Annotated in this window: 11 protein-coding genes; 8 read left to right on the top strand and 3 right to left on the bottom strand. The window is 41.4% G+C overall.

Going from position 1 to position 15,439, the window contains the following annotated elements; all coding sequences use genetic code 11:
* The 3 genes from VF500_RS15220 to VF500_RS15210 all read left to right on the top strand — a co-directional run.
* On the top strand, window positions 1–1,006 hold a 1,006-nt coding region (locus VF500_RS15220), incomplete at its 5' end, for a hypothetical protein (protein ID WP_330860482.1).
* A gap of 64 nt (window positions 1,007–1,070) precedes the next feature.
* Window positions 1,071–1,817, top strand: a complete 747-nt coding sequence (locus VF500_RS15215) for an HAD-IIB family hydrolase (RefSeq protein WP_330860481.1) — start codon at window positions 1,071–1,073, stop codon at window positions 1,815–1,817.
* A 94-nt stretch (window positions 1,818–1,911) separates the two neighbouring features.
* Window positions 1,912–3,105 carry an MFS transporter gene (locus tag VF500_RS15210; protein WP_330860480.1) on the top strand — a complete coding sequence of 398 codons (1,194 nt, stop codon included), beginning with the start codon at window positions 1,912–1,914 and terminating at the stop codon, window positions 3,103–3,105.
* A 28-nt stretch (window positions 3,106–3,133) separates the two neighbouring features.
* On the opposite strand, the gene VF500_RS15205 is transcribed toward VF500_RS15210, so the two are convergent.
* Entirely contained in the window at window positions 3,134–4,825 is a 1,692-nt protein-coding gene (locus tag VF500_RS15205; protein WP_330860479.1) for a HAMP domain-containing sensor histidine kinase, read from the bottom strand.
* A 553-nt stretch (window positions 4,826–5,378) separates the two neighbouring features.
* On the opposite strand from VF500_RS15205, the gene VF500_RS15200 reads away from it, so the two are divergent.
* On the top strand, window positions 5,379–7,220 hold the full coding sequence (locus VF500_RS15200) for a right-handed parallel beta-helix repeat-containing protein (protein WP_330860478.1): 1,842 nt from the start codon (window positions 5,379–5,381) through the stop codon (window positions 7,218–7,220).
* Between the two features lie 37 nt (window positions 7,221–7,257).
* Here VF500_RS15200 and VF500_RS15195 read toward each other — a convergent pair whose 3' ends face one another.
* Window positions 7,258–7,764 carry a class I SAM-dependent methyltransferase gene (locus tag VF500_RS15195; RefSeq protein WP_330860477.1) on the bottom strand — a complete coding sequence of 169 codons (507 nt, stop codon included), beginning with the start codon at window positions 7,762–7,764 and terminating at the stop codon, window positions 7,258–7,260.
* A gap of 15 nt (window positions 7,765–7,779) precedes the next feature.
* A complete protein-coding gene (locus VF500_RS15190) occupies window positions 7,780–8,175 on the bottom strand; it encodes a hypothetical protein (protein WP_330860476.1) in 396 nt (131 codons plus the stop codon).
* 443 nt (window positions 8,176–8,618) lie between these two features.
* Here VF500_RS15190 and VF500_RS15185 point away from each other — a divergent pair, with 443 nt between their 5' ends.
* From VF500_RS15185 to VF500_RS15170, 4 genes are all read left to right on the top strand, one after another.
* Window positions 8,619–9,149 carry an RNA polymerase sigma factor gene (locus VF500_RS15185; RefSeq protein ID WP_330860475.1) on the top strand — a complete coding sequence of 177 codons (531 nt, stop codon included), beginning with the start codon at window positions 8,619–8,621 and terminating at the stop codon, window positions 9,147–9,149.
* Between the two features lie 36 nt (window positions 9,150–9,185).
* Window positions 9,186–10,331 carry a FecR family protein gene (locus tag VF500_RS15180; protein ID WP_330860474.1) on the top strand — a complete coding sequence of 382 codons (1,146 nt, stop codon included), beginning with the start codon at window positions 9,186–9,188 and terminating at the stop codon, window positions 10,329–10,331.
* Between the two features lie 252 nt (window positions 10,332–10,583).
* Window positions 10,584–14,105, top strand: coding sequence for a TonB-dependent receptor (locus tag VF500_RS15175; RefSeq protein WP_330860473.1), 3,522 nt, complete (start codon window positions 10,584–10,586; stop codon window positions 14,103–14,105).
* A gap of 97 nt (window positions 14,106–14,202) precedes the next feature.
* The coding region (locus VF500_RS15170; protein ID WP_330860472.1) for a RagB/SusD family nutrient uptake outer membrane protein at window positions 14,203–15,439 on the top strand (1,237 nt) is incomplete at its 3' end.

Here is a 15,439-nt window from a genome sequence, read left to right as displayed (position 1 = left end):
CTCAAACATTGCCTTCCTGTTTGTGAATAAGGATGCAACTGCCAATATCCCCGGTACCAATACGGGTTCAACTACATATAACCGTAATATAGGTGCCGAGTTTAACCTTGCATCGCGCAGCAATATCTGGACGGGCAAGGTGCTTGCTCTGAAATCATTTACGCCGGGTGTAAGCGGGCATGATTACGTAGTATCCGACCATTTTCAATACCTGAGCAAATATTGGACACTGTATCTGCAGGAAGAATATGTAGGCAAAAACTATAACGCCGAAGTGGGTTATGTGCCCCGTGTTGGTTATGTGAAGCTGAGCCCGTTGTTGTTACGCAACTTTTTCCCTAAGCAGGGCAATATCCTGAGCCACGGCATTCAGCTTACATCCAATTACTTTTTTGATGAGTCATTTCACCGTACCGATAACGAAAGTATCCTGTCGTATCTTATTACTTTCCGCAATCGGGCAACACTGTCGGTTTCTGGCATCAATGATTATGTACGTCTGCTAAAGCCTTATGATCCCACCAATATCGGCAAAGGTTTATTGCCAACCGGTTCGGAGCATAATTGGAACACTATTGATGTTCAGTTTGCATCCAAGCCGCAAAATGTGTTCACCTATTTGCTGGAAGCATCGCATGGGGGCTATTATGACAACGGCGTGCGTAACAGCATCACAAGCTTAATAGGTTATCGTTTTCAGCCTTATGTAAATATTGCTATCAATACATCATTCAATGATCTGAGACTTCCTCAGCCTTTTGGCCATAATACCTTCTGGCTGGTAGGGCCAAAAATTGATGTTACCTTCACCAATACCTTGTACTTTACCACTTATGTACAATACAACCAGCAGATAGATAATATCAACATTAATACCCGCCTGCAATGGCGCTACAAACCGGCATCCGACTTGTTTATTGTTTATGGCGATAATACCACGCCATCACCCTATACCGTAAAAAACAGGCAGCTAACCCTAAAGTGGACGTATTGGTGTAACTTATAACAGCATTGTTATAAAACAAGGGTAGTTAATTACTGTTGGGCTATTAATCTGATAACTGCCCATAATGAAAAAGCTGATCATATTTGATTTGGATGGAACCCTTGCCGAAAGCAAGGCTGCCCTTGATAAGGAAATGGCCGCGCTTTTAACGGATTTGCTGAAAGTTGCGAAAGTGGCCATTATATCCGGCGGCGACTGGCCGCAGTTTGAAAAGCAGGTATTATCGAACCTGCCCGACAAGAAATCGATTAAAAACTTATTTATACTGCCAACCTGCGGCACCAAATATTATCAGTATAAAAAATCGGGCTGGAAAAAATTGTATTCTGAGAATTTTACTGATGCAGAAAAACAGGAGATCATTACCAAACTAAATGAAGCTGTTGAAGCATCGGGCGTTAAAGCAAAGAAAATATGGGGCGAACAAATAGAAGACCGTGGCAGCCAGATCACATTTTCGGCCCTGGGCCAGCATGCTCCGCTTGATGACAAGAAAAAGTGGGACCCCAAATACACTAAACGTAAAAAGATCAAAGCCGTACTTGATAAATCGCTTACCGGTTTTTCAGTACAAATAGGAGGGGCTACTTCCATCGATATTACCAAACCCGGAATTGATAAGGCCTATGGCATTCATAAACTGCAGCATACTTTAGAGATCAGGATCAAACAAATGATATTTATTGGCGATGCCCTTTTTGAAGGAGGCAATGACCATCCCGCTCGCACAACCGGGGCCGATTGTATCCAGGTGCGCGACCCGGAAGAAACCAAGCGGGTTGTTGAAGGAATAATTCTTTGCCTGAAATAATGCGCGCTCATACTTAAGACATTTGGAATGTTAATTGACAGTAAAGTGTATAATTTACATTTAACTGAGCGCCGAAACTACCTATCTTTGCGCCATGGAAGCAGGTTCAAGTATAAAAAGTGCTACGTCGTCGGTGGCTTTAGAAATAGCCGGCTTTGTGAAATTTACCTTTATAGGCTATTTTACCATTGGGCTCAGTCTTGGGGTGCTCCCTGTTTTTATACATAATCAGTTAGGATATAGCGCTATGATTGCCGGCGTGGTGATCAGCCTGCAATACCTGAGTACTTTTTTATTCAGGGGATATGCAGGGGGGATCATCGATAAGAAAGGGCCAAAGCCGGCAGTGCTCTCCGGGATGACAGGTTTCGCCATCAGCGGATTATTTTTGTGCATAGCCTTTTTACTTAAAGAGCATCGTGAATTGTGTTTGCTTTTAGTCGCACTTACGCGGCTTGTAACCGGTTTTGCCGAAGGCCTGATCGGATCAAGCCCTATTAATTGGTCTATCAATGCCGTTGGCGAACAAAATACAGCAAGAGCTATATCTTATAATGGAATTGCAAGCTATGGGGGCCTGGCGGTTGGTGCCCCGGTAGGCATATTGATTGATAATAATTATGGTATTTTGGGTATCGCTGTAGTGGTTTCCGTACTCGGGATTGTTGGTTATCTGTTGGCAAAGAGAAAAGAAGGAGCGTTAATCAAAAGCACCGAACAGCGAAAATCTTTTTTGTCCGTACTTAAAACTGTTGCACCATACGGCATTTGCCTTACGTTGGCAGCTTTAGGGTTCGGCACTATATCTACTTTTATAACCCTTTATTATGCATACCTGAACTGGACTAATGCCGTATTGTGTCTGTCGGTTTTTAGTACATTTTTTATTATTGGGAGGCTCATTTTTGCCGGAGCCATTGATAACTACGGGGGACTAAAAACGGCTATTGCCTGTATGGTACTGGAGTCGGTGGGTTTGATGGTACTTTGGCTGGCAAATATGCCCGAGATTGCGCTTATAGGCGCCGGGATAACCGGCCTTGGGTTTTCGCTTGTGTTCCCTGCGCTTGGGGTTGAAGCTGTAAAATTAGTGCCGGGCTCCAACAAAGGGGCGGCTTTGGGCGCTTATGGTTTATTTCTGGATATTTCGCTTGGACTTACCGGGCCGCTGGTAGGAGGTGTAGCAAGTCATTTCGGGATGCTATACATTTTTCCTTTTAGCATGGGCATGGTGATCTTAGGCTTCGTTTTATGCTTTATTATGGGGTGGAAGATAAAAAGCTTCTAAACCCTTTACAAAACCAATAGCACCCGCATTAATCTATTTCATACTTCTCATAAGGGATTTCAAAGCTAAATGTGCTTCCCTTGCCCGTATCACTTTTTACGCTGATGTTTCCTTTTTGAAGTTCGATCAATTGCTTGCAGATGTACAATCCAAGCCCCGTACCCGTATTCCCTTTTGCCGAATTGGTTTGGTAATATTTGGAAAACAGGCTAACCTGTTGCTCTTGACTTATACCAGCGCCTGTGTCAATAATATCAACTGTTAACCCTCCTTTGCTATCGGCTAATTTCAGCGTTGCTTTGATCTTTACATTCCCCGTTTCAGTATATTTAATAGCATTGCTAACAAGGTTTACGATGATCTGCTTTAGCCTGAAGCTATCGCCCAAAACTTCAGCTTCCGTATCTCCGTCAAAATGATAGCTTAATTCCAGTTGCTTTTTATCAGCGCTGAATGCCATGCTTTCAATTACCTCTTTCAATGTTTTATCCGGGCAAAACGGATCCTGATGGATCTTCAGTTCACTGCTTTCCATTTTGGCAGCGTCAAGGGTATCGTTCAGTGTTTGCAGCAAAAGATCTGATGATGCCCTAACGGTACCCAGCATTTCCGATTGTTTTGGCGTAAGTGTTGTTCTGCTGAAAATGTACAGGAACCCATTTATTGAGGTAAGCGGGTTGCGAATTTCATGGCTCATGTGCAGCAACAGGTCCTGCTTTTGCCGGGCTATCCTTACCGCACGCTCGTTCTCCTTGAGTAAAAGCCCTTCAGATTGCCCCAGCCTGATCACGAACACGATCAGTAATACTGCAAAAGCCAGTAACAATAATAATGCTACCAGGTAAAGTTTGTTCAATAAGCTTGTTGTTTCCAGGTAGCTGTTAAAAGCCATCCCCTTAAAAGCATCGGTTAAGCTATAATTGATATCCTTAATGGTGATGATCAATTGCTCCATTTTATGGGTGATCCGCATATTAAGGGCAATAAGCTGTCTTTGCGTTTCTTGTAGTTTAGAGTTGCTTTGTTGTAGCTGCCTGAGTTTATTAAGGTAGTTGGATTTATCTTTAGTACGAAGTTTTTGCGTAACCGAGTCAACGTAGATCCGCGTGCGGTGATTGATCACAACACCTCCGGAGCCGCTTGCATAGGCATTTTTATTTTTTATAGCTTCCTTGATCCTCGCAAAAAAGCCTTTTCTTTTTAGTTTACCGGGTTGGTTTATAGTATCGCTGCTGCTTTGAATTTTTTGGCTGCTTTTAACGGCAAGCTTATTTTGAGCTGTGGCTGTATTGAGCTCCGAATAATTGGTTAACAATGAATCAAAGTCATGCCGGGCCGAGAGGAGGTCGGCAGATAATTTTATTTTTTGGTTATGCCATGTATGAAGCTGTGCACGTTGTTCTGCGTTGAGTTTTGTAGTATCGTGCTGCATGTTGAGCAACGTATCAATTTCAGCAAACGCCAGCGAAAGTTTACTTTGATAGGCCTTAGCTTTATCCGCGTCCTCGTCTACAAGCGAAGATTGAAACAGGTCTTCTGCCTGATGGAGCAAGAGCAGAGCCTGTTGCGGCCTTGAATTGTTAAGGTCCATCAAGTGTGATACCTGGGCTGTGTGGGCCAGTCTTTCGGTGATCATATCCCTTACAAAAAGGGCGGCAATAATTAAAATTATGGTAAAGGCTAAAAAAGCAAGCAGGATCTTCCTTGATAAAACGTTCATATAGTTATTTTCATTAGCTGTGGGCTATATCAATTATAAAACAGATATCGCCGCCACTAATGGTTTTAGGGAACAATGATAATGATAAAAATAATACAAACAATCAGTGATCACCACGATTGAACGTCAGCGCCTTTCGTGTGCAAGCTCAATAGTTAACCAATACTTTATTGAACGATTTACGGATATATTAAATACATTGGATGTTATGAGTACAACCGTTTGGAAGATTTTTTAATTCCCTCCTTGGGGAGGGGGCGTTGGGATGTGCATTGGCAGGGAGGGGTTTATGTGTCATGAAAGCAGATAAGTATGTTGGCGAAACCCCTCCCTACACCCTCCCAAGGGAGGGAACCGCACAATCCCCACGTTTTTATTTCTTCCGAAAGCCTATGGTTTTATGAAGAAAAAGGCAATCAGTTATTTTAACCACGGGTTACAAAGTAGGAGAGCCCGAGGATTTTAACCACATGGCTTTTTTTAAAGAAATTTGTAAAAGCTGTTTGTAGGTGTTATGCTATCTACACTATATATTAGTAACCTGATATATACCATGAGACACTTATCCCCAAAATACCTGTTGCTTTCGGGCTTGTTAATCATATGCAGTTTGTTAAAAGCTCAAAATAAACCGGTTGAATACTTAGCCCTGTCGGCCCGGCACGTTTCTCCTGGCAATCGGTCATATTATATCGATCCTGCGAAGGGTAATGATAGCAATAGCGGAACGACTCCTGCCAAATCGTGGAAAACATTTAAGGGGATTAACAGGCTTATCTTATCTGCGAGTGATAATGTGATGGTTTTATCACCGGGCGAATTTCACGAAACAATGGCCATTGTAGCCCATGGAACAAAAGAAAAACCGGTTACCATAAAATTTGCGCCGGGTAAATATGATTTTTTTCCGGATGGGGCCTTTAAAACGCAGCTGCAGATCTCCAATACCAATGATGTTCCATATGGTTTAAAAGCAATAGCACTGATGGTTGACAGCAGCCGGTTTGTAAATGTAACCGGTAGCAGCGCCCTGGTCAATTTAAGGGGGAAGATGATCGAAAGCTATATTAATCATAGCAGCAACATCAAGTTAAGCGGTTTAAGTTTCGACTATCACCGGCCGACGGTTTCGGAATTTAAGATCACCGAGCTAACGGAAAATCATGCAGATGCTGTAGTTAATCACGACTCGGAGTTTAGCATTAAGGATAGTATATTGAACTGGATTGGTGAAGGCTGGCATTATCAGCCCGATTCATACTGGCAGCAATATGACCCCGCAACTCGCATGCTTGAGCGGTTGGATATCCCGCAGCAAAACCTGAAATATGTTGCTCTGACTCCGCACCTGGTCCGCATATTTTTTAAGCAGAATCCCGGCTTTCAAAAAGGTATGATATATCAAAACCGGGATGTTACCCGCGATTGTGCCGGGGTATTTATACAGAAAAGCAACAACATCGGTTTAGATCATATCCGTATTTACTTTATGCACGGAATGGGAGTGGTAAGCCAGTTTAGTAAAAACCTTCGCTTTACTAATGTTAGCGTTAAAGCCCAAGCAGGGCGCACCTGCGCTACATGGGCAGATATCCTGCATTTTTCGGGCTGTAGCGGTAAAATAGAAGTTGCCGGTTCATACCTGTCAGGTGCAAATGATGACGCTATTAATGTACATGGTACTTTTTTAAAGATAACGGAAAAGCTTTCCGCAACACAGGTTAAGGTTAAGTTTATGCATGATCAAACTTATGGTTTTGATGCTTTTTCAACCGGTGACAGTATTGGCCTTGTGCATCCGGCAAGTTTGCTTACTTACCAAAACAATAAGCTGTTAAAGGTTCAGAAATTGAATGACAAAGAGTTTCTGCTGAACCTCAGCAAGCCATTGCCTGAAGATCTGCAAACCGGCGATGTGGTAGAGAACACAACAGCCACGCCTGAGGTATGGATCCATCACAATACTATTGAAAAGATCCCGACAAGGGGAATATTGGTCACCACACGGAGAAAAGTGCTTATCGAAAATAATATCATTAATCGCACGCACAACAGCGCTATCATGATCAGTGATGATGCTTCGAGCTGGTATGAATCAGGTGCTGTAAAGGACGTTAGCATTCAAAACAATACATTTTTTGAATGCGGCGGCCCTGTCATAGGCGTGTTGCCTGAAAATAAAGTAGCATCAGCAAGTGCGGTACATACCGGAATCAAAATAACAGGTAATAAAGTTATCCTGAAAGATGCACAGTTTATCAATGCATCAAGTACCTCGGGAATAAGGATCAGCGGTAACAAGATAACCCCGGTTGGTGCTGTTAAAGATATTGACAAGCTGATCAGCTTAAAGAACTGTAAGGATATCAAGATCTATAACAACCAGGTAAAGTAACAGTGCTCCGAAGTAAGGAAATAACCGATGAGTTTTATTAGAAGGCAAGTGCCGAATAAATTACGCCACCAAACCTTGAAGGACTTTCTGCCAGTTTAAGGGTTTGATAACCTAAGCCGGCAAACTCACCATCTAATTTTTGAAAGGAGATAGGATATGGAATCCATGGGCTGGATCTGGTGGTATCATATTCAACGATCAGAAATTTGGGGTTGTTTCTAAAGAGGCTTTCTAACTGCCTGATCAGTTTGGGTTTGTTAGCTACAAAATGTAATGAATTTGCCATAAAGACCTCATCTAACGGGCTTGCTGTTATTGGTTCATTTACGAAATCGGCTTTTCTGAAATCTATCTTGATTCCATTGCTAAAATCGGGCAAATGTTGGTGGTTTTTATCGATAGCGGTGATATAGCTTTCCGGAGGAAGGAGGCTTGCAAGTGCCAAAGTAAATGTTCCGGTGCCACAACCGAGATCGGCCCAGTGTTGTGGGTATTCACCTGTTATTCCTTTTTCTATCAGCGCTATAGCTTCGGATTGTTGCATAGTTGAGGGGAGCAACTAAAACTCGTCGGCCGTTGAGCGGCTATCAATAAAGGGCGAACTGTAAAAGCTGATAATTAAAAGCTGCTGATCAATAAGGAAAGTCCACTCAGATGTTTGATCCTTTTTATAGGTAACAACATCTTCGCATCCAAATGAATAATTGACATCCAGTACAATACGGAAACTTCCATGACCTGCATTTTCATCAAATTTGATCCGGTCGAAGTTTAAACGAGTCACTTCCGGCGAGCCTTCTGGTCTAAATTCTCGCTCAAGCGCATATTTAAGCTGCTCGTAGTTTGCTGAAAAAGGCTCAAACAAAATATTCAGAAACTTTAATAAGCTTACAGGTTCATCCCTTAGCTCATCAAGCTGCTCTTTGTGAAGTTTAATTTGTAAGCTGTTCATCATCAAAACAAAAGTAAAAACAATTGCCGGAATAAATGAAATGCGAAATACAAGCGGTGTTTTCGCCCTTTTGCAAAAAAAATCGGGCGTATTGATCCCGAGCGGGAGCGACTAAGTTAAAAAGGATTGCAAGAAAAAGTATTATTTCATTATTTAATTGTTTTTATTACAATAATTATCATAAGAAATCGATTGCGTTATCGTGTTTTGCCAAAATCAGATGGTTTTAAATTTGTTATGATGAAACCAGTGTATTCCTGCTGTAAACGTCGGTGTTTAAAATAACCCTGTTAATTAAAAGACGCTCTTTAGAGATTGAGGTTTTGAATAAACAGAAGATTTTCAATATTTTTTTAATAATTGTTGTTTTGACAATAAAAGTTTTTACATTTAGCTTTCTATAAATAGCCCAACCTATTTAATTATAAACCAGTTAAGACCAATTCATGGAGATTTTGAACGATTCTCATATTCTTGAGCAATTAAAAATGGGGAACAAGGAGGCCTTTGAAGCAGTATTTAAAAAATACTACAGGCTGCTTAATGTATCTGCTTTCTACATTTTACGTGATGAAATGGAAGCCGAGGATACAGTTCAGGGTTTTTTTGTTGATCTTTGGGAGAGACAATTATATACCAACATTAATTCGTCATTAAAAGCTTATCTAACTACAGCCATCCGTAACAGGTGCCTGAAGAAAGTTGAAACCGAAACACGAACACAAAAAAAATTAGTTGATTATAAATATACACTTACCGAAATAGAAGAGGAAGAAGTACCTGTGCCGGAAATTTACCCGGAAAAAATGCTGGCCGACCTGTCCATGCAACGGATGCAGGCCTTTACCCTGGTACATTATGAGCAAAAAAAGTATAAAGATGCAGCTCTTGAAATGGGTATCAGCATAAATTCTTTAAAAACTCATTTAAAACTTGCAGTAAAAACTTTAAAAGAAGGGTTAAAAAGTGCCAAATAAGTTCACCCTTTTATCCATAATGAGGTCTTACTAATAATGACATACAATAAAGCGTATATTCAGGAACTAATAATTGAGCAAATTGCGGGCACGATAAGTGATGAAGAAAGCCATTTGCTTGATGAGGCTATACAAAATGATCCCCGGGCAAAACAACTGTGGGATGAAATGCAACAGACATTAAATTCACATAAAGCCCAAACTTTCTTTAATAACATTGATGAAAACAAAGCCTGGGATAAAATAGAGCCCGAAATAAAGCCAGTACGATCAATTACCGTTGGTCGTAAAGAGGTTTTAAAATGGCTTTCGGTAGCGGCTTTGTTATGCATTGCCTTCACCGCGGGCTATTACTGGCGACAAATTCCTGTTAATGATCCTGTTGTTGCTAAAAAAAATGTTAAAGCGCCGGCCATCGAACTCCGGATGGCAAACGGACAGCATATCGACCTGTCTGATACGAGCAAAAGAGTGATCAATATGCCGTTTGCGCATTTAAAGAAAGGTGCCAATGGGTTAAGCTACCAGGTTGATAATAGCAAAAATGAAGAGTGGAGCACACTTGTCATTCCTTCAAAATTAAATTACCGGATAGTACTTTCTGATGGTACCCAGGTTTGGTTAAACTCGGTATCAAGCCTGCGTTTCCCATTTTCCTTTTTAGGTAAAACCAGAGAAGTGTACTTAACAGGCGAAGCTTTTTTTAAAGTTGCAAAAAATGCTGCCCATCCGTTTATAGTACATACCGGCCAAACCGATGTAAAAGTTTTAGGTACCGAGTTTAATGTGAATACTTACCAGGCCAATGAAACAGTAACTTCTTTGGTGGAAGGCTCGGTATCAACAAGTAGTCAGGATAAACAAAGTATACATTTGCAGCCGGGTTACCAGGCTATTTACACCTCGGGCGCGGGATTTCAGGCCCAGCCGTTTGATCCCGCCATTGAACTGGCCTGGATGAATGATATTTATTATTTCCATGATACCAAACTTCATGATATAAGTGATGTGCTGCTTCGCTGGTTTGATGTTAAAGTAGTTTTTGACAACCAGGCGAAAGCCGATGAGGCGTTTAGTGGAGCTATTCAAAAAAATAAACCAATTGATGTTTTCATTCAAAATATTAAAGCGTCGGCTGGTGTTAACGCTATTTTGAAGGAGGGGGTTCTGCATATCAGGTAATGTCATAACAGCAATAGCCATTAATTAAAATCACACTTGTTTTTCCGGATCATTTTATGCCTGGCTTTTAAGCTTTACAGGAATCGTTTGCCTTTATCAGTCGGATAGATCAAGGCGGTAACATGTTGAAATATTGATAATTAAGGGTGCTGTTTGGCATTGCCATAAAAAAAATACATTTTTTTTTATTTCTGTTCACCCGTTTCATCAGGATCAGGTCTTAGAGAAAACCTAATTATAAACCCAATAAGTATGGATAGAATTTTATTCAACCGGCGGCTTATACTGCCCTTTATTTTTCTTTTATTGGTAACCCGGTATAGTGCCGTGCAGGCGCAGAATACGGGGCCGGTAACCCTTAAAAAGGCTAACATCAGCTTAGCCGAAGTGTTTAAATCAATTAAAAAGCAAACAGGCTTAACCGTTTTTTACAGTAACAATCTTTTGAATGATAAAGAGCTTGTTAGCGTAGATTTTAAAAGCGCCGAATTAAAAGAAGTGTTCGGTGTTCTTTTAAAAGGAAAAAACCTCAACTACGTAGTGCGTGATCAGCTTATTGTTATCGAAAAAAGCGAACCCGCCCCAGTCGCCTCCCCGGGAAAAAAAGAACCCTCGGGAGCCGTTATTCCTAAAAAAGTACAAGGCGTTGTGTCTGATGATAAGGGCCTTACCTTACCTGGTGTAAGTGTTAAGGTTAAGGGAACCATGAACGGTACACAGTCAGACGCGGACGGAAAGTATACCCTTAATTTAAAGGAAGGGGGAAGTACAATTATTGTTTTTTCATTTGTGGGATCAAAATCGCAGGAGTTTGATCTTGCTAACTACACCGCATCAGCAGGCGGCGTTTATAAAATTAACGTGCAAATGGGAGCTGATAAAAATGGCCTTGAAGAAGTTACCGTAGTTGCCTACGGTACGCAAAAAAAGGTGAGCCTTGTTAGCTCCATTACCTCTATAAACCCTAAACAGCTCAAAGGGCCGTCGAGCAACCTTACCACTATGCTGGCAGGTGTTGTACCGGGGATGATCTCCTACCAAAGAAGCGGTGAGCCTGGCGCTGATAATGCACAGTTCTTTATAAGGGGCGTAGGCACGTTTGGTGCGGGTAAGGTTGATCCGCTGATATTGATTGATGGTATTGAAATGGGCACCACCGATCTGGCCAGGCTTCAGCCAGATGATATCTCAGGATTTTCGGTATTGAAAGATGCTACAGCGTCATCATTATATGGAGCAAGGGGAGCAAACGGCGTAATATTGGTAACTACCAAACGCGGCGATGTTGGTGCTGTTAAATTCAACATCCGCGGTGAAAATTCAACATCATCAAACGTCAAGAATATTGATCTGGCCGATAATATTAGTTATATGACACTGGCTAATGAAGCAGTGCTTACCCGTAACCCGCTGGGCATTTTGCCTTATTCGCAAAACAAAATAGATCATACCGCAAAGGGTGATGATCCGTTGCTGTATCCCAGTAATAACTGGATCAAGCAGCTCATCAAAACCAAAACCAATAACCAGCGGTATAACATGAACGCCAGCGGTGGGTCAGAAAAAGCCAAGTACTACCTGGCCATGACCTACAATATTGACAATGGCAACCTGGCCGAGAATAGCCTTAATAATTTCAGCAATAACATTAAGCTGCAATCATATTCTATTTTATCAAACACCACTTTAAACCTTACTAAAACCACTGAGGTGGTGGTAAGCTTAAAAGGTCAGTTTGATAGTTATCATGGTCCTATCGGGGGCGGTGGTTACACTTTTTTGAACGCCTTGTGGAGTAACCCGGTAGCTTTTCCGGCTATTTACCCCGGCAACTTATTGCCGTATGTAAACCATCCGCTTTTTGGTAATGCTATTATACCTGGGGGCGGTTTGTATATGAACCCCTACGCGCAATCCCTGTCTGGTTTCCAAAGTTCCAACACCAGTACACTAACAGCGCAATTAAACTTAAGTCAAAAGCTTGATTTTATTACCCCGGGTTTATCGGCAAGGGCAATGGCATATACAACGCGCTATTCATACTTCACCGTTTCGCGCCAGTACAGCCCTTATTATTACCAATCAGATGTAATTAACGGCACGTTTAATGGTTTAACACTGCTTAATAACGGATTGGTAGGCAGCACCGTTGGCAATTTACCAACTGAATATCTGACTTATAATAATGATCCGACATTAAATGTTTCAAATTCAATAGCTTATGTTGAATCGGCGATAACCTATAACCGCACCTTTGCTCAAAAGCATGCCGTTAGCGGGTTGTTAATAGGTACTATGCGTAACTACCTTGCAGCTAACGCCAAAACATTACAATTATCACTGCCATCACGCAACCAGGGTGTATCAGGCCGGTTTACTTATGGCTATGATAACCGCTACCTGTTTGAGTTTAACTTTGGATACAACGGGTCTGAACGTTTTGCAAGTAATCACCGTTTTGGTTTTTTTCCGTCTGTAGGCGCAGGTTGGGTAGTATCTAACGAGAAGTTTTTTGAGCCATTACTTTCAACTATTGATAACCTTAAATTCAGGGTTACCTATGGTTTAGTAGGTAACGATCAGATAGGAAAGCCGGAAGACCGTTTCTTCTACCTGTCTGATGTTAATTTAAATAATTTAAATACTAACTACTTTAGTCAGTTTGGTACCAACTACCTGTATAGCAGGCCGGGTGTAGTTACCAATCGCTATGAAAATCAAAATATTACCTGGGAGCAATCAAGGCAAACCAATATAGGTATGGATTTAACTGTGGCTAAAAACTTTACCTTAACTGTTGATGCCTATCAACAAAAACGTGATAATATTTTGATGGTACGCAGCACTATCCCTACCTCAATGGGGTTACAGGCTGATATATCCGCAAACGCGGGTAAGTCATCCAGTACAGGGGTGGATATTGCTATGGATTATAAGAAAAACTTCAATAACTCTTTCTGGATCCAATCGCGCGGCACACTTACCTATGCTAAAAGCAAGCTGTTGAAAAATGAAGAACCTGTTTATCCAAGTAATCTGCAGTACCTGAGCAAGGTAGGTAACTCCTTAAGCCAGATATATGGCCTCGTTGCCGAGCGGTTATTTATTGATAATGTTGACGTAGCCAACTCGCCTGTACAAAGCTTTGGCGATTACAAAGCCGGCGATATTAAATACCGCGATATGAATGGCGATGGAAAGATAACCAGCTCGGATATAGTGCCGATCGGTTACCCACAGGTTCCGGAAATTATATATGGCTTTGGTTTTTCTGTCGGGTATAAGAACTTTGATATCAGCGCGTTTTTTCAGGGCTCGGCAAGGTCTTCTTTTGTGATCAATTCGGCAGATATTTCTCCTTTTTATTTAGTGAGTGGTCGGCAGGATAACGGTCTTAACACCGGTAATCAAAGCGGCTTGTTAAAATCAATTGCCGATGATCACTGGTCTGAAGATAACCGTAACCCTTACGCGTTTTGGCCACGCTTAAGCAATACCATACAAGCAAATAACAGCGCAACATCAAATTCTCCAACATCAACATGGTGGTTAAGAAATGGCTCGTTCCTGCGCCTGAAGTCGGCAGAACTTGGGTACAATTTCAGCAAGAGCCAGCTCAAATTTATCCATTTGAATAGCGCGCGCATCTATTTAAACGGTTTAAACCTGTTAACCTTAAGCAGCTTTAAGCTTTGGGACCCCGAAATGGGAACGTCTGGCCTGGGTTACCCAATTCAAAAAGTATTTAACATAGGTCTGAGGGTAGAATTTTAAAAGCTTTCAAATTAATTATATGAAAAGTAATTTTATACAAAAAATTAAGCATTCAATATTAAGTGTCGCGCCTAAAGGGAATATCACCCTGATGATCATGGCCTTAATAATGATTGTGCCGGTATCATCCTGTAAAAAATCATTTCTGGATGTTGTTCCTGATAACGTATCAACAATAGCTAATGCTTTTGTTTCACAAACCGAGGCCGAAAAGTATTTGTTTACCTGTTACTCATACCTGCCTACAGAAACAGATCCTACTTACAACGTTGGGCTTACCGCCGGCGATGAAGTTTGGGTTGAAGACCCTGCAAATCACATACGGTCAACAAATGTGCTGCAGTTGCCAAGAGGCTTCCAAACTTCATCAGATCCTATTGCCAATTATATGAATGGCACCAGGGATGCGGCTGCAAATTATAAAGCCATACGTGATTGTAATGTTTTTATTGAAAATGTAAGCGACCTAACCAAAGTACGGGATCTTGATATCGATACACGTGAACGCTGGATAGCTGAAGCACAGTTTTTAAAGGCCTTTTATCATTTTCAGATGTTCAGGGCTTATGGACCGATACCTATTATTGATAAAAATCTGCCTATTGACGCATCTATTGATGATATACGGGTAAAACGTCGTCCGGTTGATGAAGTAGTGAATTATATAGCCGGATTATATGATCAGGCAGCTGCAAAACTACCTTTAACAATCCGGAATGAGGGAAGTGAGCTTGGACGTGTTACCAAAGCAGCGGCTTTGAGTATGAAAGCCAAATTGTTGGTAACAGCTGCGAGCCCGTTGTTTAATGGCAACCCTGATTATAGTTCATTTAAGAATAAAGATGGTGAACAATTGTTTAATCCTGCTTTTAGCGTTGAAAAATGGCAGCGTGCGGCCGATGCCTGCAAAGCGGCCATAGATTTCTGTGAATCGCAAAATATACGCTTGTATACTTTTCCTACACCAACCAATCCGCTTAGCCAAACTACCATGACGCAAATGGGCATCAGGAACGCGATGAGCGAAAAATGGAATGAGGAATTGATATGGGGCCTCACTGCTGATAATAATATCAACTTTAATTCATTTTTCCAGTCGATGTGCGCAGGCCAGTATGATTTTAACAATGCAGATGCTGCTAAATCGGCAAACCGCCCATTGCTTGGCCCTACTTTAAAAATGGCTAAAATGTTTTATACTAAAAATGGCGTGCCAATTAATGAAGATAAAACACTTGATTTCAGCGATATTGCCCAGTTAAGGGTTGGTACTCATGATGAGCGTTTTAACATCAAAGAAGGCGAAATAACTGCAAGGCTCAACTTTGACCGGG

This window comes from Mucilaginibacter sp. (genome assembly GCF_036383575.1).
Classification (GTDB): Bacteria; Bacteroidota; Bacteroidia; order Sphingobacteriales; family Sphingobacteriaceae; genus Mucilaginibacter.
The sequence above is the reverse complement of the archived record's forward strand: the minus strand, read 5'-3'. Positions and strand labels throughout refer to the sequence as shown.